The sequence below is a fragment of the Stenotrophomonas sp. TEPEL genome (assembly GCF_004348785.1).
In the GTDB taxonomy this organism is placed as follows: Bacteria; Pseudomonadota; Gammaproteobacteria; order Xanthomonadales; family Xanthomonadaceae; genus Stenotrophomonas; species Stenotrophomonas indicatrix.
Map to the genome: position 1 here is coordinate 146905 of NZ_QQXJ01000001.1, position 21571 is coordinate 168475.

General features: G+C 68.2%; 17 protein-coding genes. 11 read left to right on the forward strand and 6 right to left on the reverse strand.

Annotated elements, in window-relative coordinates; translation table 11 throughout:
* Positions 1–36: 36 nt before the first annotated feature.
* The 3 genes from TEP_RS00625 (at position 37) to TEP_RS00635 (ending at position 4228) form a co-directional block, all read left to right on the forward strand.
* Positions 37–477, forward strand: coding sequence for a hypothetical protein (locus TEP_RS00625; protein WP_025877987.1), 441 nt, complete (start codon positions 37–39; stop codon positions 475–477).
* Between the two features lie 159 nt (positions 478–636).
* Positions 637–897, forward strand: a complete 261-nt coding sequence (locus tag TEP_RS00630) for a YcgL domain-containing protein (RefSeq protein ID WP_032976812.1) — start codon at positions 637–639, stop codon at positions 895–897.
* Positions 890–4228: an ankyrin repeat domain-containing protein gene (locus TEP_RS00635; RefSeq protein ID WP_132823678.1), complete on the forward strand. Its 3339-nt coding sequence runs from the start codon at positions 890–892 to the stop codon at positions 4226–4228. Before TEP_RS00630 ends, TEP_RS00635 begins: the two co-directional genes overlap by 8 nt.
* A gap of 127 nt (positions 4229–4355) precedes the next feature.
* Here the strand turns inward: TEP_RS00635 and TEP_RS00640 are convergent, their stop codons facing one another.
* Positions 4356–6134, reverse strand: a complete 1779-nt coding sequence (locus TEP_RS00640) for a monovalent cation:proton antiporter-2 (CPA2) family protein (RefSeq protein ID WP_132823679.1) — start codon at positions 6132–6134, stop codon at positions 4356–4358.
* Between the two features lie 344 nt (positions 6135–6478).
* On the opposite strand from TEP_RS00640, the gene mgtE reads away from it, so the two are divergent.
* Entirely contained in the window at positions 6479–7834 is a 1356-nt protein-coding gene (gene mgtE / locus TEP_RS00650; RefSeq protein WP_132823681.1) for a magnesium transporter, read from the forward strand.
* 174 nt (positions 7835–8008) lie between these two features.
* On the forward strand, positions 8009–10735 hold the full coding sequence (locus TEP_RS00655) for a bifunctional acetate--CoA ligase family protein/GNAT family N-acetyltransferase (protein WP_132823682.1): 2727 nt from the start codon (positions 8009–8011) through the stop codon (positions 10733–10735).
* A gap of 42 nt (positions 10736–10777) precedes the next feature.
* Here TEP_RS00655 and TEP_RS00660 read toward each other — a convergent pair whose 3' ends face one another.
* Positions 10778–11158: a YbjQ family protein gene (locus TEP_RS00660; protein WP_025877607.1), complete on the reverse strand. Its 381-nt coding sequence runs from the start codon at positions 11156–11158 to the stop codon at positions 10778–10780.
* 45 nt (positions 11159–11203) lie between these two features.
* Here TEP_RS00660 and TEP_RS00665 point away from each other — a divergent pair, with 45 nt between their 5' ends.
* Positions 11204–11905, forward strand: a complete 702-nt coding sequence (locus TEP_RS00665; protein WP_132823684.1) for an alpha/beta hydrolase — start codon at positions 11204–11206, stop codon at positions 11903–11905.
* Between the two features lie 74 nt (positions 11906–11979).
* On the opposite strand, the gene dkgB is transcribed toward TEP_RS00665, so the two are convergent.
* Both dkgB and TEP_RS00675 read right to left on the reverse strand, forming a co-directional pair.
* On the reverse strand, positions 11980–12825 hold the full coding sequence (gene dkgB, locus TEP_RS00670; protein WP_132823685.1) for a 2,5-didehydrogluconate reductase DkgB: 846 nt from the start codon (positions 12823–12825) through the stop codon (positions 11980–11982).
* An 85-nt stretch (positions 12826–12910) separates the two neighbouring features.
* The gene (locus TEP_RS00675) at positions 12911–14125 is read right to left on the reverse strand and encodes an MFS transporter (RefSeq protein ID WP_132823687.1); all 1215 of its coding nucleotides are present in this window, start codon (positions 14123–14125) and stop codon (positions 12911–12913) included.
* Positions 14126–14230: 105 nt separating this feature from the next.
* Between TEP_RS00675 and TEP_RS00680 the strand changes: the two genes are divergently transcribed.
* On the forward strand, positions 14231–15133 hold the full coding sequence (locus TEP_RS00680; protein ID WP_132823688.1) for a LysR family transcriptional regulator: 903 nt from the start codon (positions 14231–14233) through the stop codon (positions 15131–15133).
* A 96-nt stretch (positions 15134–15229) separates the two neighbouring features.
* Here TEP_RS00680 and TEP_RS00685 read toward each other — a convergent pair whose 3' ends face one another.
* Entirely contained in the window at positions 15230–17350 is a 2121-nt protein-coding gene (locus TEP_RS00685; protein WP_132823690.1) for a methyl-accepting chemotaxis protein, read from the reverse strand.
* A 183-nt stretch (positions 17351–17533) separates the two neighbouring features.
* Between TEP_RS00685 and TEP_RS00690 the strand changes: the two genes are divergently transcribed.
* Complete coding sequence (locus TEP_RS00690; RefSeq protein ID WP_132823691.1) at positions 17534–17989, forward strand: Rrf2 family transcriptional regulator; 456 nt, start codon at positions 17534–17536, stop codon at positions 17987–17989.
* Positions 17979–18884, forward strand: coding sequence for an NAD(P)/FAD-dependent oxidoreductase (locus tag TEP_RS00695; protein ID WP_132823693.1), 906 nt, complete (start codon positions 17979–17981; stop codon positions 18882–18884). Before TEP_RS00690 ends, TEP_RS00695 begins: the two co-directional genes overlap by 11 nt.
* Before the next feature lie 65 nt (positions 18885–18949).
* On the opposite strand, the gene TEP_RS00700 is transcribed toward TEP_RS00695, so the two are convergent.
* Positions 18950–19906, reverse strand: coding sequence for an aldo/keto reductase (locus TEP_RS00700; RefSeq protein ID WP_132823694.1), 957 nt, complete (start codon positions 19904–19906; stop codon positions 18950–18952).
* A 169-nt stretch (positions 19907–20075) separates the two neighbouring features.
* Between TEP_RS00700 and TEP_RS00705 the strand changes: the two genes are divergently transcribed.
* Together TEP_RS00705 and TEP_RS00710 are read left to right on the forward strand one after the other, a co-directional pair.
* Positions 20076–20933, forward strand: coding sequence for a class I SAM-dependent methyltransferase (locus tag TEP_RS00705; RefSeq protein WP_025877590.1), 858 nt, complete (start codon positions 20076–20078; stop codon positions 20931–20933).
* Between the two features lie 80 nt (positions 20934–21013).
* The gene (locus TEP_RS00710) at positions 21014–21553 is read left to right on the forward strand and encodes a pseudouridine synthase (RefSeq protein ID WP_025877589.1); all 540 of its coding nucleotides are present in this window, start codon (positions 21014–21016) and stop codon (positions 21551–21553) included.
* Positions 21554–21571: the final 18 nt, after the last annotated feature.

The following is a 21571-nucleotide window of genomic DNA, read 5'->3' on the forward strand; positions in this document are numbered from 1 at the left end:
CCCGCCGTACCCGCACCCCAACAAGGAGACGTTCCGATGCGCCGCACCCTGCTGATCGCCACTGCCACCGCGCTGCTGGCCCTGACTTCCACCGCTTCGGCGCGCGATACCCGCGTCGAACAGTCCCTGCGCGAGCTGATCAGTTCGCAGGCCGCCAAAGATGCCGGTATCGACGGCAGCGTGCGCTTCTACCTGGCCGGCCAGCCGGTCAGCGTGCAGCAGCGCCTGGGCGAAGACGTGACCAACAAGAAGACCAACGCCGCCAACAAGAGCGACGTCGAGGCCTGCAACTGGGTCGCGCTGTCGGCACTGCTGGCCCTGCAGGACGGTGCCAAGTCGCGCGGCGCCAACGCCGTGGTCGACATCGTCAGCTACTACAAGAAGAACGAGTTCAAGAGCGCGACCAACTACGAGTGCTGGGCCGGCACCTTCGTCGCCGGCGTGGCCCTGAAGGGCACCTACGCCAAGGTCAAGTAAGCGCTGCCGACCGGTGGCGCTGCCTGAACGGCGCCGCCACATTGCTGAACCTCAACGGGGAAACGCCGTCGATCGCGCCGCCATCGTCGCGTGACGGCTTTCCCCGGTGTCGGCTTTCCGACACAATCACGGCTCTTCCCGGGTTATCGTCCCGTGGACATGCACGCCTACGTCTATAAAAGCCAACTCAAGCCGGACACCTACGTCTATCTCGCCCGACGCGATGACTTCAGCGCTTTGCCTGCGCCGCTGTCGGCGTCGTTGGGTTCGCTCGTCTTCGTGCTGGACGTGACCCTGGACGCGGAGCGCCGGCTTGCCCAGGCCGACCCGGCCAAGGTGCGCAGCGAACTGACCGAGCGCGGGTTCTACCTGCAGGTGCCGCCGTCGGTGAGCAGCATGATGCTGCGCCACTATGACTGAGCTTTCCCGATCCCGCGCCCTGTCGCTGGCCTTCACCCTGGGTGCCTTGCTGGCACTGGGTTCGGCGCTGGGCGGCCTGCCCGGTGCGGTGCTGGCGGCACTGGCACAGCCGGTGTTCGCACTGGGAATCTCGTGGTGGCGGCGCAGCCGTGCGCTGCTGCCGCCCAAGGTGATGGCCCGCCAGGACCTGCCGGCGCTGCTGGCACTGTGGACCGCCGCGCCGTTGCTGCTGGCCCTGTTGCTGGCTTGGCCCTTGGCCGCGCTGCGCGACAGCGGCAGCCTGGCTGCGGTGCTCGGCCTGAGCGTGCTGGTCAGCGCGGGCCTGCTGGCGGCTTGGCGCACCTGGCCGCTGTGGAACGATGTCGAGCGTCTCGATGGTGGCCTGGCCCAGCATTGGCAGGCGCTGGCCGGCCGCGACCTCAGCGCCTGGCGTGGCCTGGGCGTGGCCGCACTGGTGATGGCCCTGGCCGCACTGGTGGTACTGCCGACCTGGCCGGGCCTGCTGCCGGAAAGCGCGCGTTGGCCGTCGGCACTGGCGGTGCTGCTGCTGTCGCCGCTGCTGCACCTGCTGCTGCAGCGCATCGCACCGGCGCCGCTGGTCTCGCTGCGCGGCCCGGTTGGCGCTGAACTGCCGGTCGATCGCGAAACGCTGTTCAGCGCTGCGGTGGACACCACGCCGCTGGAAGCCTTGGCGCCGCAGGAGCTGACCCCGGCCCTGTACGAAGCCGCACGCCACGGCCGCGTCGACCGCGCGCTGCAGTTGCTGCAGGCCGGCGCCGATCCGCATTCATTGCCTGACCCGAACTGGCGCGACCAGCGCAGCCTGGCGGTACTGGCCGCGGTGTTGCCGGACCTGCGCCTGCTGCGCGAGCTGATCGGCCGCGGTGTCGATGTGAACGCGCCGCACCGCGGCATGACCCCGCTGCTGGCCGCGACCCGCGACAGCTGGCATGGGCGTCCGGAAGCGGTGATGACCCTGCTGGCCAACGGTGCCGATTCGCGCGCCACCGACAGCGAGGGCAACACCCCCCTGCACCACGCAGCGCGCAGTTCCGACCCGGGCGTGGCCGCGCTGCTGCGCGATGCGGCGGCTGAAGTGGACGCACTGAACCGTGATGGCTGGTCACCGCTGGCGGTGGCCTGCCAGGTCGGCAACTGGCGCCTGGCGCGCTTCCTGCTGGAGCGCGGCGCGCGCAGCGAACCGGCTGACGGCACCCCGGTGCTGCTGGCCGCGGCCGCCACCGAGGACGACGATCCGGCCGGCGTGCAACTGCTGCTCAAGCACAAGGCACGTGCCGACGCGCGTGACCGCCAGCGCCGCAGCGCGCTGCATGAAGCCGCACTGGCCGGCCATGTGGACATCATCGGCGTGCTGTTGGCCGCCGGTGCCAACCTGGAAGCGCGCGATGCGCTGGGCCGCACCCCGTGGCTGGAAGCCGCACGCGCCGGCCGCGCCGCCGTGGTCGAGCACCTGCTGCCGCACAAACCCGACCTGGTTGCGGTCGATGCCGATGGCCGCAACGCGGTGCTGCTGGCCACGATGGCCGAGGACGTTTCGCCGCTGTTGATCAAGCGCCTGCTGGAACTGGGCATCGCCGCCGACGGCAGCGATCCGGCCGGCCGGCGCGCGGTGGACTATGCCGCCGAAGCCGGTCGCTGGGCGATCGTGGCCCTGCTGGACCCGTCCTACCCGCTGCCTGCCGCCGTCAGCGATGGCCTGGCCGAACGCGGTGAGACGGCCAGCGCCAGCGGCCTGTTGCCCGACCGCCCGCCGTTGACCCTGCTGCGCGAAGCACTGGGGTTCGGCAATACCGATGGCATGGCCGCACTGGCCAGGCTGTGCCAGCCCGAAGAACTGGGTGGCCTGCTGCTCGATCCGGAGCTGGCGCTGGAACCGCGCGCGGTTGACTGGCTGCTCGCCCATGGTGCCGATCCGTACGTGCGCGACGCCTGCGCGGATACGCCGATGTTCGCGCTGCTTTCGCGTGGCATCGATGCCGTGCCAGCCCTGCAGGTGATGCTGCAGCACGGCCTGTCGCCGGCCGGGCGTGGTGGCCTGGCGCGTTTCCTGGCCGCCTGTGCGCAGCACGATCAGGCGGCGCGTGGCCTTGAGCAGCTGGCGCTGGAACTGCTGGAGCGCGGCGCCGATCCGTTTGCCGCCTCGCCAGCCGGTGATCCGCCGTTGTCGCTGGCGGTGCGCCTGGGCTGGCTGCGCCTGCAGCAGGCCCTGCTCACCACCGGCGTGGACCGCGAAGCACGCGACAGCCACGGCATGACCGCGCTGCATCTGGCCACCGCACTGGCCCGCGAAAGCGCCTTGAAGCTGCTGGTGCAGCACGGCGCCTCGCCGGAAGCGCGTGCTGCCGATGGGCAGACACCGCTGGGCGTGGCGCTGTCGATCGGTCGTCGTGATCTGGCTGATTGGCTGGACTGGCGCGTCTGGCCGCTGCCGCGCCGGACCCTGCGCGAAGGCGATCTGCCGGCCGCCGCGATGGCCGGTGATGTCGACGCCGTGCGTCGTCTGAATGATCTGGGCTTTGCCATCGACGCCGTCGATGCGCAGGGCTGCACCGCGCTGCTGCGTGCTGCCGGCGGTGGCCACCTGGCCGTGGTCGACCTGCTGCTGGCGCGCGGCGCTGATCCGCAGCATGCCGCTGCCAGTGGCGCCACGCCGTTGTCGGCGGCGGTCAGCATGCGCCAGGTCGAGATCGTCTCGGCCCTGCTCGACGCTGGTGCGCAGCTCGAACACCGCCTGCCGGGCGGGGTCACCGTGCTGATGCTGGCCTCGGCGCTGGGGCTGCCGGACATCGTGGCGCGCCTGCTCACCGCCGGTGCCGACGTGCATGCCGGCGATGCCCAGCAGCTGGCGCCGCTGCACTGCGCAGCCCTGTATGGCTTCAGTGCGCGCGACCGTTCGCGCCTGCTGGCGCTGCTCGATACCCTGCTGCTGGCTGGTGCAGAGCCGGATCAGGCCGCCGCCGGTGCGGTCACGCCGTTGCTGCTGCTGCTGGGCGCGCGCGCCGAACCGGGCACTGCCTGCGACGAGCAGGTGGTGATGGCCGCCGTCGAGCGCCTGCTGGATGAAGACGTCAGCCTGGACGTGCGCGATCCGCGCGGCTTCGGCCCGCTGCACCTGGCCGCCCTGCACGGATTGCCGCTGCTGGTGCAGCGCCTGCTGCGCGCCGGTGCCGACCCGGAAGCGCGCGATGGCTTGAACCGCAGCCCGCGCGAGATCGCGGTGATGCGCGGCTTCATCGACGTCGCCGCCGAGTTCGAGCCGCGCGTGCCGGGCGTATCGTCGATGGCCAGGTTCCTGCGCGACAACGGCTGATCAGCCGCGGGGTCGGATCCCTTTCCGACGGAAAGGGCTCTGACCCCTGACACTGCACCATCCACGCATGGCGTGGATCTACTGTGGAACACTGCTCTGGGTGGGTGCCGACCGTTGGTCGGCACGCCTATTTGCCGTCGCTTTCCGCGTCCGCTTCGAACAGGTGCATCAGGTCGTTGCGGGCATCGCGCGAGGTCTGGATCACGGCGGCCTCGTCGTCGTAGACCAGGTACTGGTCGCGCAGCAGCTTCTCGTCGTGCTCGCGGAACTGCTGCACGTGGCGCTCGGCCACGTTTGGTGCCACGCCCAGCGCGGTCAGCACGCGCCCGCTCATTTCCAGGCTGGTACCGAATACTTCGCGGAACGGTTCGGCCGACATGTCCATCAACCGCCAGGCATGCTGGCGGTTGCGCGCACGCGCCAGCACCGTCGCGTCCGGGTACAGGCGGCGCACCATGCGCACCGCCCGCAGGTTGGTTTCCGGGTCGTCCACGGTGATCACGAACACGTCGATGTGCTCGCCACCGGCGGCGCGCAGCATCTCCGGCCGGGTAGGGTCGCCGTAGTACAGCTGGTTGCCGAAGCGGCGCAGGTCGGCCACCGTGTCCGGGTTCGCCTCCAGTGCCACGAACGGCACCTTCTGCGCGGTGAGCAGGCGCGCGATCACCTGGCCGAAGCGGCCCATGCCGGCAATCAGCACCTTCGGGCGATTGTCCGGCGCCACCTTGTCGGCCTCCGCCGCCTGGCGGGGCGCGACCTTCTCCTCGCCGAGCAGGCGCATCAGGGCGATCATCAGCAACGGGGTGATCGCCATCGACAGGCCGACGATCGCCACCAGCCGGTCATGGTTGGCATTGCCCAGCAGATGCGCACGCTGGGCTTCGTTGAACACCACGAAGGCGAATTCGCCGCCCAGCCACAACACGCTGCCCAGCAGCAACGACTGCCGCGAGCTGAGTCTGGCGATGCGGCCGATGGCGTACAGCAGGCTGAACTTCACCACCAGCAGGATCGCTACGCCTGCAGCGATCATCCACGGTTCGGCGGCGATGCGGTCCAGGTCGATGCCCATGCCCACGGCAATGAAGAACAGGCCCAGCAGCAGGCCCTTGAACGGCTCGATCTGTGATTCCAGCTCATGCCGGAATTCCGAATCGGACAGCAGCACGCCGGCCAGGAATGCCCCCAGGCTGGGGCTCAGGCCGGCTTCCTGCATGAACCAGGCGGTGCCCAGCACCACCAGCAGTGCGGTGGCGGTGAACACCTCCGGGCTGCGGGTGCGGGCGATGATGCCGAATACCCGGCGCAGCACCGGTCGTCCGCACAGGATCACCACGGCCAGCGCGCCCAGCGCGACGGCCGCATCTTCCCAGCGCAGTGTCTCGTTCTTGACCCCGCCCAGCAGCGGAATCGCGGCCAGCAGCGGAATGGCGATCAGGTCCTGGAACAGCAGGATGGCAAACCCCAGCCGGCCATGGTCGCTGTTGATCGCCTTGTGTTCGGACAGCAGCTGCAGGCCGACCGCAGTCGACGACAGCGCCAGCGCCACGCCCACCACCAGCGCGCTCTTCCACTGGAAGTGATCGAGCAGCAGCAGGCCGCCCAGCACCAGCCCGGACAGCGCCACCTGCGCCGCGCCCGCACCGAACACCGATCGCCGCATCACCTTCAGCCGGGCCGGGGACAGCTCCAGCCCGATCACGAACAGCAGCATGACCACGCCGATCTCGGCCGCGCCGAGGATGCGGTCGGCGTCCTGTACGAAGCCCAGACCGTCCGGCCCCAGCACCACGCCGGCCGCCAGGTAGCCCAGCACCGCGCCGAAGCCGAACTTCTTGAACACCGGCACCGCGATCACCGCGGCCAGCAGCAGCACCAGTGCCAGTTCCAGACCACCGCTATGCATGGGAATACCTGGTCATCGGGAGGCCGGCTGTGCGTCGGTTCGGCGGGGAAGGGAAGCGCGGCGGATGCCACCTGGGCATTATGCGCGCGCCGCTGTGTACGCACGAGAACGGCAGCGGGCCCATTGTCCGGTCAGCGCGGCGGGTTGACCTGCACCGACCGCAGGTCCAGACTGCCCGCCGCTGCCGGCGTGTCCGGCAGTACACCCCTCCGGAGTCCCCAACCCATGTCCAGCGACAGTAGAAGTCGACCTCGATCGACGCCAGCGATGGCCACCGCCTGACACCGGGACGGTTTGCCTGCGTTGGCGTTGCGCGAAGTCGCACCCCATGAAGGCGAATCACCATGAACCAGAAGCAATTGCTGCGTCCGGTGGCCGATGCCGCAGCATTGTCGGCACCGCTGGCGAACTACAACACCGCCGACGCGGTGGAATTCCTCAACACGCTCGAACTGCAGCGCGCCGCCGAGACGCTGGCCTCGCTGTCGCTGCCGCGTGCAGTGAAGATGCTCGAGGCGCCGGAGCTGCACCGCAGTGGCGAGCTGGTTGCCGCACTGCCGCCGGCACGCGCCGCCGCGCTGCTGGGGTTGATGGCCGACGACCGTGCCACCGATATCGTCCACGAGCTGGATGAAGAAGAACGCGCGCGGCTGATTCCGCTGCTGGGCAACGAAGCCCGGCAGACCATCCAGAAGCTGCTGAGCTACCCGCCGAACACCGCCGGTGCGCTGATGACCACCGAGTTCGTCGCCGTGCCCGCCACCTGGACCGTGGCCCAGACCCTGCAGCACATCCGCCAGGTCGAACGCACGCGCGAGACCGTGTATGCGATCTACGTGCTCGACCCGGCCAACCAGCAGCTGCAGCAGGTGGTGACCATGCGCCGGCTGATCACCGGGCTGCCGGAGGAATCGATCCTGGAGGTGGCCCAGGTCAATCCGCCGGTGATGGTGGATGCGCAGATGGACCAGGAAGACGTGGCGCGGCTGATCCGCCGCCACGATCTGCTGGCCATTCCGGTGGTGGACGCGCAGCAGCACATGCTCGGCATCGTCACCGTCGATGACATCCTCGATGCGCTGATCGAAGAATCCACCGAGGACGCGCACAAGTTCGGCGGCATGGAAGCGCTGGACAAGCCGTACATGCAGATCGGCTTCTTCGAGATGCTGCGCAAGCGCGCCGGCTGGCTGAGCGTTCTGTTCGTTGGCGAGATGCTGACCGCCAGCGCGATGCAGCACTACGAGGACGAACTGGCGCGCGCGGTGGTGCTGACCCTGTTCATTCCGTTGATCATGAGCTCGGGTGGCAACTCCGGTTCGCAGGCGACCTCGCTGTTGATCCGCAGCCTGGCGCTGCGCGACTGGTGGAAGGTGGCCCTGCGCGAAGTGCCCACCGGCATGGTGCTCGGCGCCATCCTCGGTTGCCTGGCCATCGTACGCATCGTGATCTGGCAGCTCGGTGGCTTCCATGACTACGGCGAGCACTGGATCCTGCTGGCGATCACCATCGGTGCCGCACTGGTGGGCATCGTCACGTTCGGCTCGCTGTCCGGGTCGATGCTGCCCTTCATCCTCAAGCGGCTGGGCTTCGACCCGGCCAGCGCCTCGGCCCCGTTCGTGGCCACCCTGGTGGATGTGACCGGCCTGGTCATCTACTTCAGCATCGCCGCGATGATCCTGCACGGGACGCTGCTGTAACGGGGGGCGTCATCCACGCATGGCGTGGATCTACTGTAAGGGGTGCTTCATCCACGCATGGCGTGGATCCACTGGTCCTGGCCTGCGTAGTAGATCCACGCCCTGCGTGGATGCGATGCCAGGTTCCTGCGCACGATCATGCCGCCGCAGCGCCGGTCCGTGTAACGTAGGCACATGAGTACCTACCACCTGCAGTCCGTGTTCCGTCCGCAGTCGGTCGCGGTGATCGGCGGCAGCCCGCGTGAGCGCTCGGCGGGCCGCGCAGTGATGCGCAACCTGCGCGGCACCGGCTTCCCCGGCAAAGTGGCATGGATCAACCCGCGCCATGCCGAGATCGATGGCATCCGCACGGTGAAGCGGCTGAAGGACCTGGACTGGGTGCCGGAACTGGTGGTGATCACCGCACCGGCCGCCATCGTGCCGCAGGTGGTACGCACCGCTGCCGAACGTGGCGTGCAGGCCGCGATCATCCTCACCGCGCACCTGGGAGAAGGCCCGGGCTCGCCATGGGCACAGGTGGAGGCCGCCGCGCGCGCGCATGGCCTGCGCATCCTTGGCCCGCACTGCCTGGGCGTGATCGCGCCACATGCACGGCTCAATGCCAGCATCGCCGCGCATTTCCCACAGGCCGGCGACCTCGCGCTGATCTCCGAATCCTCGGCGATTGCCGCCGCCCTGGTGGAATGGGGCGTGGCGCGCTCGGTAGGGTTCTCCGCCGTGGTTTCGCTGGGCGACACCATGGACGTGGACTTCGGCGATCTGCTGGATTATTTCGCCACCGACTACCGTACCCGCGCCATCCTGCTCTATGTCGAGCAGATCAAGGACGCGCGCAAGTTCATGTCGGCCGCGCGCGCCGCTGCGCGTGCCAAACCCGTGGTGGTGGTGAAGTCCGGGCGCGCCGAACGGGTACAGCCGGGCAGCGCCGATACCCACGTGCAGGCACTGGCGCGCGCCGATGATGTGTACGGCGCGGCATTCAACCGTGCCGGCCTGCTGCGGGTGAGCGCGCTGGACGAACTGTTCACCGCGGCCGAGTCGCTGGGCCGGCTTGGCACCTTCCCCGGTCGTCGCCTGGCCATCCTCAGCAACGGCGGTGGCGTCGGCCACCTGGCGGTGGACCAGCTGATCGCCCTGCAGGGCACGCTGGCGCAACTGTCCGACAGCACCGTGCAGAAGCTGGATGCGGTACTGCCGCAGGGCTGGACGCGCAGCAACCCGGTCGACATCGTGGTCGACGCCGATGGTGATCGCTATGCCACTGCCATCGAAGCGTTGCTGGCCGACAGCGAGAACGATGCGGTGCTGGTGGTCAACGTGCCTACCGCGTTCACCTCGTCGGCCGATGCGGCGCAGGCGCTGACCCGCACGCTCGGCCTGCGCCCGCGCCATCACCGCGACAAGCCGGTATTCGCGGTGTGGCTGGGCAACGACGACCAGGCCACCGCCACCCTCAATGCCGCACGCGTGCCGACCTATCCCACCGAAGCGGAGGCCGTGCGCGGCTTCCAGCATCTGGTGCGTTACCGGGAGGCACAGAGTGCGTTGATGGAAACGCCGCCGAGCCTGCCGCAGGATTTCAGCGTGGATACCGCGCGTGCGCGCGCGCTGGTCGAAGCCGCGCTGGCCAACGGCCAGGGCTGGCTGGACCCATTGGCCACCCATGAACTGCTGAAGGCCTACGGCATCCCCTCTGCACCGGTGATGCATGCGCGCGATGCGCACGAGGCGATGGACCTGGCGCAACCCTTGCTGGAGCGTGGCGCGACCGTCGCGCTGAAGATCCTGTCGCCGGATATTCCGCACAAATCCGAAGTGGATGGCGTGCGCCTGAATCTGGCGACCCTGCCGGCGGTGCAGAGCGCGGCGAAGGCGATCCTTGCCCGTGCACGCCAGCTACGGCCGGACGCGCGCATCGACGGCCTGCTGGTGCAGCCGACCATCGTCCGCCCGAAGGCGCGCGAGCTCATCGTCGGCATCGCCGACGACGCCACGTTCGGCCCGGTGATCGTGGTCGGGCGCGGTGGCACGGCGGTGGAAGTGATCAACGACAAGGCGCTGGCGCTGCCGCCGCTTGACCTGCGCCTGGCCCACGAGCTGATCGGCCAGACCCGGGCCTCGCGCATCCTCAAGGCCTATGGCGATGTGCCCGCCGCCGATGAGCGCGCACTGGCACTGGCGCTGGTAAAACTGGCGCAGCTGGCGGCGGACATTCCCGAAGTGCGCACGCTGGACATCAATCCCCTGCTGGTGGACAGCAAGGGCATCCTCGCGCTGGACGCGCGCGTTGCGGTTGCGCCGTCGCGCATCCTGCACAAGGGCCGTGGCCATCCACGCTTCGCCGTGTTCCCGTATCCGAAGGAGTGGGAGCGCACCATCGAGCTGTCCGACGGCGGTCGCGCGTTCGTGCGCCCGGTGCGGCCGGAAGATGACGCGCTGTTCCGTGCGTTCTTCGCGCGTGTCAGCGACGAGGATCTGCGTCTGCGTTTCTTCCAGTCGGTGAAGCATTTCAGCCACGAGTTCATCGCCCGCCTGACCCAGCTGGACTACGCCCGCTCGATCGCATTGGTGGCGCTCGAACCGCGCAGCGGCGAGATGCTCGGCGCGGTGCGGCTGCATGCCGATGCGGATTACCACCGTGGCGAGTACGGCATCCTGATCCGTTCGGATCTGAAGGGCCACGGCATTGGCTGGCGCCTGATGGCGATCATGATCGAGTACGCCAAGTGGTTGGGCCTGGATGTGGTGGAAGGCCAGGTGCTGCGCGAGAACAGCACCATGCTGGCGATGTGCCAGAGCCTGGGCTTCAAGACCCGGCTGGACCCGGACGACCCGACGGTGATGATGGTGACGTTGCCGGTGCAGCAGGTGGAAGTCCCCGACGTCCCGCCAGCGGCGTGACCGTGACCGTAGCGCCGGGCCATGCCCGGCGGACCGTCGGATTCAACGCAGCGGCTCGACCACCACCGCCGTGCCATAGCACAGTACTTCGGTCAGCCCGGTCATCACATCGGTGGCGTCGTAGCGCATGCCGATGACCGCGTTGGCCCCCAGCTGCCGCGCATGCTTGACCATGTCGCGATAGGTTTCCTCGCGCGCCTGCTCGCACAGCTCGGTGTAGATGGTGATGTTGCCGCCGAAGATCGTCTGGATGCCGCCCAGGAAATTGCCGACGATCGAGCGCGAGCGCACGGTGATGCCGCGTACCACGCCCAGGTTGCGCGCGATGCGGTAGCCGGGCAGCTCGAAGGCGGTGGTCACCATCGAATCCTCGAAGCGCGCTGCGGACGTGGTCGGGGTACCGCTGTTGTAGGGGTCGGCCATGGGTGTCTGGTCGTGTTGTGGGTTTGAAGACGCCACAATACCCGCATGACCGACCGCGTTCCCCTGCTGCTGCTCCCCGGCCTGCTCAACGATGCCGAACTCTGGCGCGCGCAGCTGGCCGACCTGGCCGATATCGCCGACTGCACCGTGGGCGACCAGACCCGCGGCGAGACCCTGCAGGCCGTTGCCGAGGAGGTACTGGCGCAGGCGCCGGAACGGTTTGCGCTGGCCGGTTTCTCACTGGGCGGCTTCGTCGCCCAGCAGATCCTGCGCACCGCGCCGGAGCGTGTGCTGCAGCTGGCCCTGATCGACACCTCGATCCATGCCGACTCCCCGGAACGTGCCGAACAGCGCCGCAGCCAGCGCGCCAGCGTGCGCCTGCCCGGTAAATTCCACGGCTTTGGTGACGCGCTGATGCGCAGCTATATCGACGCCTCGCGGCTGGACGACTACGTGCTGGTGCAGCGCGTGCGTGACATGACCGCACGGCTGGGTGCGGAGGTGTTCCTGCGCCAGAGCGCGCTGGAGCGCAGTGATGGCCACGATGTGCTGGCCGGCTACCGCGATCCGCTGCTGATCGTCTGTGGTGCGAACGACCGCATCACGCCGTTGGCGGTGAGCGAGGAGATGCACGTGCTGGTGCCGCATTCGCAGCTGGTGGTGGTGCCCGATTGCGGGCACCTGGCGCCGATGGAGAAGCCGGACGAGGTGAGTGCGGCAATGCGCGGATGGTTGTTGCAGTACTGATGGATCCGCCGGGCATGGCCCGGCGCTACCGGATGACGGTGGGTAGCGCCGGGCTATGCGGTGATCTACACCGTCTACCTGAAACGTGCGACCTCGCAGAACATCGTCATCGGTGGTCTGGCCGGTGCGATGCCTTCCGGATTGGCCAGGCGGTGGCCACGGTCCAGCTTGGCGATCTGCGCCATGTCGTCTTCGGTCAGGCGGATCGCGGCGGCTTCCAGGTTGCTGGCCAGGTTCTCGCGCTTGGTCGATGACGGAATGACCGCGTAATCCTGCTGCAGCGCCCATGCCAGCGCGATCTGCGCCGGGCTGGCCTGATGACGGCCGGCGATGGCCTGGATCACTGGGTCCTTGATCACCTCGCCGTAGGCCAGGCTCATGTAGGCAGTGACGCGGATCCCGTTGTCCTGCAGGAACTTCACCAGCAGGCGGTTCTGCAGGTAGGGGTGGATCTCGATCTGGTTGGTGGCGATGGCATCGGCGCCGAGTATCTCGATCGCCTTGCGGGTCTGGGCGATGGTGAAGTTGGAGATACCGATCCCCCGAGCCAGCCCCTGTGCCTTGGCCTCAGCCAGGGCAGGCAGATACTCCTCCATCGGCGTGTCGACCTTGTCGTTCGGTGACGGCCAGTGGATCAATGCCAGGTCGACGTGGTCGGTGCGCAGCTTTTCCAGGCTGGTGCGCAGGCTGGCCAGCAGCGCATCGTGCTTGAACTCGGTGATCCACACCTTGGTGGTCAGGTAGATCTCGTCACGCGGTACGCCGGACTCGGCGATGGCCTGGCCGACCTCGGCTTCGTTGCCGTAGATCTGCGCGGTGTCGATGGCGCGGTAGCCGACGTCCAGCGCGTTGCGCACCGAGTCGATCACGGTCTGGTCTTTCAGGCGGAAGGTGCCGAGGCCGAAAGCGGGGACAGTCATGGAGAACTCCAAAGCGGGGGAAGGAGGTGATCGCAAAGGGTAGGGCAGGGGCCGTGTGCATGCCGGCAACGGTGCATTGCATGCATCAGTGCGCGCTCACCGCGATGCCTTCGGCGCGATCGTCGATGCCGTCGCGACGGTCCAGGCGGCCGCTGAGTGCCGTCAGGGCGAACGCACCGACCACCACCAGCGCACCCAGCCACGGCGTATGCATCAGGCCGATGTGCTCGACCACCAGGCCGCCCAGCGACGCACCCAGCGCGATGCCGATGTTGAAGGCGGCGATGTTCAGGCCCGAGGCCACATCGGTCGCCTGCGGTGCGTAGCGCTGGGCCTGCTTGACCACATACACCTGCAGGCCGGGCACGTTGCCGAATGCCACCGCGCCCAGTGCCAGCACGGTCAGCAGCATCAGCCAGGTGTTGTGGGCGGTGAAGGTCATGACCAGCAGCACCATGGCCAGCAGCGCGAAGATGCGCTTCAGCGCGGGAATCGGGCCCATGCGGTCGGCCATGCGGCCGCCCCACAGGTTGCCGATCGCCACCGACACGCCATACACCAGCAGCACCAGGCTGACGGCGTTGGCCGAGAAGCCGGTGACGTCCTGCAGGATCGGAGCCAGGTAGGTGAAGGACAGGAAGGTGCCGCCGTAGCCAAGCGCGGTGATGGCATACACCATCAGCAGACGCGGCTGCGCAAGCACGCCCAGCTGCTGGCGGAAGGTGGCCGGCGCGCTCTGTGCCAGCCCGCGCGGCACGAACAGCAGGCTGCCCAGCAGCGCGATCACGCCCAGGCCGGCCACGGCCAGGAAGGTCGCGCGCCAGCCCAGGTGCTGGCCGATGAAGGTGCCCAGCGGCACGCCGGTCACCAGCGCCACGGTCAGGCCGGTGAACATGATGGCGATCGCGCTGGCGGCCTTCTCCTTCGGCACCACGGCGGTGGCGATGATCGAGCCGATGGAGAAGAACACGCCGTGGGCCAGGCCGGTGAGGATGCGGGCGACGATCAGCGACGTGTAGCCCGGTGCCATCCATGCGATGACGTTGCCGAGGGTGAACAGCACCATCAGCGCCACCAGCAGGGTCTTGCGCGGCACGCGGCCGGTGAGCGCGGTCAGCACCGGCGCGCCGATGGCCACGCCCAGGGCATACAGGGAGACCAGCAGGCCGGCCGAGGGCAGGCTGACCTGCAGGTCGGCAGCGATGGTCGGGATCAGGCCGACGATGACGAATTCGGTGGTGCCGATGGCAAAGGCACCGAGGGTCAGCGCCAGCAGGGCGAGCGGAATGCCACGGATCATGACAGTGTCCAGAGGGAAGGAAGGCGCGCAGTGTGCGCGGCCGACCTTTGCCGAAAAACCGGTCTTCACGCCAATCACTCTTGCCGTGTGGTCAATAATGGCGCCATGAAAACCACCCTCGACGAAATGCATGCCTTCCTGGCGGTGATCGACAGCGGTTCGATCAGCGCGGCTGCCGAGCAGCTGGGGCAGACACCCTCGGGCGTGAGCCGCGCGCTGGGCCGGCTGGAGGACAAGCTGGGCACCACCCTGCTGACCCGCACCACCCGCCGCCTGCACCTGACCGCCGAAGGCGAGGCCTACCTGCGCCATGCGCGGGCGATCATCGATGCGGTGGAATCGGCCGAGGAACAGATGGCGGCGCGGCGCGAGCGTCCGGCCGGCCGGCTGCGGGTGGATGCAGCGATGCCGTTCGTGCTGCACGTGATCGCGCCGCTGGTCGCTGGTTACCGCGCGCGCTATCCGGACGTGCAGTTGGAGTTGAACAGTTCCGAGCGCTACATCGACCTGCTGGAACGGCGCACCGATCTGGCGATCCGGATCGGCCCGCTGGCCGATTCCACCCTGCATGCGCGGCCGCTGGGGCGCTGCCGGCTGCAGGTGCTGGCCAGCCCGGCCTATCTGGCCACGCACGGCCAGCCGGCCAGCGTGGTGGCATTGGGTCAGCACACGCTGCTGGGGTTCAACGAGCCGGAGTCATTGAACCGATGGCCGCTGCCGGGCGATGCCGAGGGGCAGCTGCTGGTGCGCCCGGACATCGCGGTGTCCAGCGGCGAGACCCTGCGCACGCTGGCGGTGGAGGGCGTGGGCATCACCTGCCTGTCCGACTTCGTGACCGAACGCGACCGCGCGGCCGGCACCCTGGTGCCGGTGCTGGCCGCGCAGACGCTGGATGTGTACCAGCCGATCCATGCGGTGTACTACCGCAACACGGCCGTATCGGCACGGATCAGCTCGTTCCTGGATTACCTGGGCGAGGCGATGGTGCAGGCCGACTACCTGCGCTGAAGATTGCCGTTGGTAGGTGCGGACCGTTGGTCCGCACGGATCCGCGCCGCGTCGTTGCCTGACCAACGGTCGGGCGCTACCGGTGCGACGATACCGTCACGCCGCGCGCGCCAAGGCACCCGTTGCTGTCGCCGTGGTGGACAGATCAAACACATCCACCGCTTCGATCAGGCGATCCGCCTGCTGTTCCAGGCTGCGTGCCGCGGCGCTGGCTTCTTCCACCAGCGCGGCATTCTGCTGGGTGGTGCCATCCATCTGGATGATGGTCTGGCTGACCTGCTCGATGCCGGCCGACTGCTCCTGCGACGCAGCGGAGATCTCGGCCATGATGTCGGTCACGCGCTGCACCGACGCGACGATCTCGGCCATGGTGTCGCCGGCCTGGCGCACACGCTGCGCACCGTGGCCAACCTGTTCCACCGACGCCTCGATCAGCGATTTGATTTCCTTGGCCGCCGCCGCCGACCGCTGTGCCAGCGTACGCACTTCACTGGCGACCACCGCGAATCCACGGCCCTGCTCGCCGGCACGCGCCGCTTCCACCGCGGCATTCAGCGCCAGGATGTTGGTCTGGAACGCGATGCCGTCGATGACGCTGATGATGTCGGCGATCTGCCGCGACGAGCCCTCGATCGCATCCATGGTCGCCACGACCTGGCCGACCACTTCACCGCCGTGCGAGGCCACGCTGTGCGCACCGATCGCCAGCTGGTTGGCCTGCCGCGCATGCTCGGCGTTCTGGCGCACGGTGGAGGTCAGTTCCTCCATCGACGCGGCGGTTTCTTCCAGGTTCGCCGCCTGCTGTTCGGTGCGGCGCGACAGGTCGTTGTTGCCGGCGGAAATTTCCGCAGCGGCGGTGTGGATGCTGCCGGAGGCGTGCTTGATGTCGCTGACGATGGTCGCCAGCTGTGCGGCGGTGGCGTTGGCATCCCCCGCAATGCGGGCGAACACGCCCTGGAAGTTGCCGTCCATGCGCGCACCCAGACGGCCATCGGCAATGGCACGCAGCATGGCCGAGACCTCGCCCAGGTTCTGTTCGGTGGTCTGCATCAACCGGTTCAGGCCATCGACCATCGCGCGGAAATCATGCTCGAAGCGCGCACTGTCGCCACGCTGGCTGAAGTCGCCCGCCGCCGCAGCTTCGGCCAGGTGGCGGATTTCGCCGTTGATCGCGCCCAGGTTGGATTTCACCGCATCCAGCGCCTGGGTGATCACGGCCTTCTCGCCGGGCAGGCGCTCCATGTCCAGGCTGAGATCGCCCACTGCATAGCGGCCCATGATCGTGATCGCGCGCATCTTCACCTGGATGTGCGCATCGACCAGGGTGTTGGTGTCGGCCACCATCGTGCCGTAGGCGCCGGGGAAGGCGCTGCTGTCCATGCGGTGGCTGATCGTGCCGGCGTCGTGTGCCCTGGCCATCGCGGTCTGCGCATCAAGCACGCCACGCAGGGTGCTCTGCACGGCCTGCATCGCTTGTGCCAGGCGACCGATCTCGTCGCGGCTGCGCACCTGCACCACGTGGTCGAGGTCACCGGCGGCAACCGCACGCGCGGCCGCTTCCACCGCCAGCACCGGCTGCACCACGGCGCGCCGCAGCCACCAGCCAAGGGCGATCAGCAGCAGCACGGCGGCGCCGATGGTCAGCGCGGCGCACAGCAGCAGCGTCTGCCGTGCCTGGTGCGAACGCGCGGTCACCGCGGCTTCGGCCACCTCGGTGGCCTGCGTACCCAGCGCATCCAGCGCGGCCGCCACCGGACGGTCCTTGCCACGCACCAGGGAATCGCCAACCGCCGGGTCGTAGCTGGCGTCAGCGAAGGCCTGCAGTGCGGCGTGGTAGTCCTGCTGCAACTGTGCGTGCAGGCCGGAAAACGCCTGCGCCAGTTCGCGCGTGCGCGCATCGGGGCTGGCGGCCAGGCCCGTGGCCAGTTCGGCAACGACGCGGCCTTCGTTGTCGAAGGCCTGCAGGTGGTGCTGGCGCAGCGCGTCATCGTGGCCGCGCAGCAGCAGGTTCTTCCATTCCTGCACCTGCCCGCGGAATTCGCGTTGCAGGCGCTCGGCATCGCGGCTGTGGGCAACCTCCGGCGGTACGTCGGTGGACAGCTTCAACCAAGCCGACGCCAGGCCCGCCAGGGCGCATACCAGGACAACAGCCAGACCAACAGAAACGGCACCGAGCAGCTTCGACTGCAGCCGCGGCGCATGGGAAGAGGCTTTCATGGGACGAGATCTCGGAAGGGGTGCGATGCGGTATCGACCGTCCTTTAGCGCTCTGAAGTGCGATGCCTGTCACATTACCGTTCTGTTTAGCGATGTGAAGGTTATGTTTACTTGGACAAATGTGTCCATTTGGAACAAAAGCAGACCCTCGACAGGCGAATTAAATGTAACTATTGTAGTTACATGAAATCCGCGAATCCGCTTTCCGACGCCCTGCACGTGATGGCCCACCTGGTTGGCCAGCACGGGCCGCGAACCTCCGAACAGCTGGCGACCTGCCTGCCGACTCATCCAGTGGTGATCCGCCGCCTGCTGGCGCAGATGCACAAGGCCGGCCTGGTACGCAGCACGCGCGGCCACGGTGGCGGCAGCCAGCTCGCCCGCGACGCAGCGACGATCACCCTGCACGACATCTACCAGGCCATCGGCGCGCCGCCGATGGTCCAGGTCGGTACCCGCGAAGGCAGGGGCGGCTGCCCGATCCAGCAGCTGGTCAACCAGGCCCTGCTGGACAGTGCCCGCCAAGCGCAGCGCCTGCTCGAGCAGCGGCTGCAGGCAACCACCCTCGACCAGCTTGGCGCCGACTTCGCCCGCCATCTCGCCCATCACCGTTCCCTGGAAGGTCACCATGAATCCTGATGTCCTCATCGTCGGCGGCAGCTACGCCGGCATCGCCGCCGCACTGATCCTGGCGCGTGCGCGCCGGCCGGTCACGGTCATCGATGCGGGTTCGCCGCGAAACCGTTTTGCCAGCCATTCGCATGGCGTGCTGGGCCTGGACGGCATCAGTGGCGCCGAGTTGTTGAAGAACGCGCGCCAGCAACTGCTGGACTACCCGACCGTGCGTTGGCTGAATGCCGAAGCGGTGCAGGCCACGCTCCGCACCGAAGGCGTGGAGGTGCGTACCGCCGACGGCCAGGTACTGACCGCGCGCAAGCTGCTGCTGGCCACCGGCATCGCCGACCAGCTGCCCGATCTGCCCGGCCTGGCCGAGCGCTGGGGCAGCACCGTGCTGCACTGCCCGTACTGCCATGGTTATGAAGTGGGTGGCGGTTCGATCGGCCTGCTCGGCGGCCATCCGATGTCGGCCGGCAAGGCGCCGCTGTTCGCCGACTGGGGCAACGTCACCTTCTTCAGCCAGGGCCTGCCGATCAGCGACGAGGAGCTGGCCGCCATGCAGCAGCGCGGTGTGCAGGTGGAAACCACGCCGGTGGCAGGTGTGCACGGCGAGCAGCCGACGTGGCTGGAAGTGGAACTTGCCGACGGTCGCCGGGTTGCCCAGCGTGCGCTGTTCGTGCCGGCCACGCAGCAGATGGCCACGCCGCTGCTGCAGCAGCTGGGTTGCGCGCTGGTGGAGAGTCCGCTGGGCGTGCTGGCCGAGGTGGACATGATGAAACAGACCTCGGTGCCGAACGTGTACGCCGCCGGTGATGCGACCACGGTCGGCAACATCACCCTGGCCATGGCCGAAGGCGTGCGCGCGGGCATCGGCATGCACCATGCGCTGGTGGCCGAAGACAGCCTGCCGCGCTGAGGCAATGCAACCACGCAGGGCGCGGATCCATTGAAGGGTGCCGACGTTGCCGGCACCCTCCGCCTTCAACCTTCCACGCTGGCCGCGTCCAGCTGTGCCACGTCATGCACGCTCAACGCCACGTTCGCCGCCGCCAGCAGGTCGTGCAGCTGCTCCACGCTGGTGGCACTGACGATCGGTGCGGTGATCGACGGCCGTGCGATCTGCCAGGCCAGCGCGATCTGCGCGGCAGTGGCGTTGTGCTTGCTTGCCACGTCATCCAGTGCCTGCAGAATGCGCAGGCCGCGCGGGTTCAGGTAACGCTTGACCACGGTGGCGCCGCGCGCGGAACTCTTGCCGGCGTCGTCCGGCGTGCGGTACTTGCCGCTGAGGAAGCCGCTGGCCAGTGCGTAGTAGTTGATCACGCCGATCTGCTCGCGCTGCACCAGCGGTTCCAGTTCCTTCTCGTAGCCGGCGCGGTCGTACAGGTTGTACTCCGGCTGCAGGGTTTCATAGCGCGGCAGCCCGTAGTCGGTAGAGACCTTCAAGGCATCGGCAAGACGCGTGGCGCTGTAGTTGGACGCGCCGATCGCGCGCACCTTGCCCGCCTCGATCAGGCGACCGAACGCGGCCAGGGTCGCTTCCAGCGGCGTGGATTCATCGTCCTCGTGAGCCTGGTACAGATCGATCACCTCGGTCTGCAGGCGACGCAGCGAATCCTCCACCGCCGCATTGATGTTGTCCGGGGTGAGGCCGGGGCGCTCGGCCCATTTGCCTACCTTGGTCGCCAGCACGACCTTGTCGCGCTTGCCGCTGCGCGCGAACCACCTGCCCAGCAGCGTTTCCGACTCGCCACCCTGGTTGCCCGGCACCCACGCCGAGTACACGTCGGCGGTGTCGATCAGGTTGAAGCCGGCATCGACGAAGGCATCCAGCAGGGCGAAGCTGGCCTTCTCATCGGCGCTCCAGCCGAACACGTTGCCACCGAGGGCGAGCGGAGCTACATGCAGGCCTGAACGGCCCAGTTCGCGGTTTGCCGTCATGGGCACGGACTCCTTGGGGGAAGTTCTTCAGGATAGAACGCGAGGTGTGACCGCGCTGCGGCGCTGACCACAAAACTGTGTTCCGCACCGCGCACGCGGCTAACGTTTTGTGAACACCTGCGGCGCGGCGGCTGCTAGTCTCGCCGCATCTTCCGCTGGAGTCGCCCCGATGATTGCTGCCTCATCCCTGCGTGGTTGCCGCCTGCTGCTTGCTTCGGCCCTGCTGGTTGCCGTTCCCGCATTCGCCGCGCCGGCCACGGTCGCACCGGCAAAGATCCAGGTGTCGCCCGCGATCGATGCCGCGGTGAAGGCCTCGACCCGCGACCCGGCCAACGTCAAGCGCGACGGTTTCCGTCATCCTGCGCAGACCTTGGGCTTCTTCGGCGTCGCGCCGGAAAAGACCGTCATCGAGATCACCCCGGGCAATGGCTGGTACTCGGAGATCCTGGCGCCGCTGCTGCGCGACAAGGGCCACTACATTGCCGCGGTGGTCGATCCGCAGGCCGTGGCTGAAGGTCGCGGCCGCGACTACCAGCAGCGCAGCCGCGACAGCCTGGAAAAGAAGTACGCCGCCGCACCGGCACAGTTCGACAAAACCACCGTGGTCGCCTACGACCCGGCCAAGCCGGTGTTCGGTGCAGCCAACTCGGCCGATGTGGTGCTGACCTTCCGCAACGTGCACAACTGGCGCAAGGCCGGCCAGGCGCAGGGCATGTTCCAGGGCTTCTTCAACGTGCTCAAGCCGGGCGGCGTGCTCGGCGTGGTCGAGCACCGCGCCAAGGCCGACGTGGCCGACGCTGACGACACCGGTTATGTGGGCCAGCAGCAGGTGATCGCGATGGCCGAGGCCGCCGGTTTCAAGCTCGACGCGCGCACCGAGGTCAATGCCAACCCGCGCGATACCAAGGACCATCCGAATGGCGTGTGGACCCTGCCGCCGACCAACCAGCATGACAAGGCGGATGACGCCAAGTACCAGGCCATCGGTGAAAGCGACCGCATGACCCTGCGTTTCGTGAAGCCGTGACCCGGTAGCGCCGGGCCATGCCCGGCGAGCACGCGGCGTGGCATGGGACAATGCCCTGCCCGCCGCCTGCCGTCCCCACGATGCTGATTGCCTTCAACAAGCCGTTCAACGTGCTCTGCCAGTTCACCGACCGCAGCGTGCCGCCGCGGCCGACATTGGCCGGCTTCGGTCTGCCGCCGCGCGTCTACGCTGCCGGCCGCCTCGACCATGACAGTGAAGGCCTGCTGCTGCTGACCGACAACGGTACGCTGGCGCACAAGTTGACCGACCCGAAGCACAAGGCGGACAAGCTCTACTGGGTGCAGGTGGAAGGCACGCCCAGCGATGGGCAGCTGCAGCAGCTGCGCGATGGCGTGGTGCTCAATGACGGGCCGACGCTGCCGGCGAAAATCGAGCGCCTCGATCCTGCGCCTGAACTGTGGCCGCGCGATCCGCCGGTGCGCTTCCGCAAGACGGTGCCCGACAGCTGGCTGGCGATCACGATCCGCGAGGGGCGTAACCGCCAGGTGCGGCGGATGACCGCTGCGGTGAACCTGCCGACGCTGCGCCTGGTACGCGCAGCAATGGGGCCGTACCGGCTGGATGACCTGCAGCCCGGGCAGTGGCGGCAGATCGGCTGAAAAAAAAGGCCGGAGGCC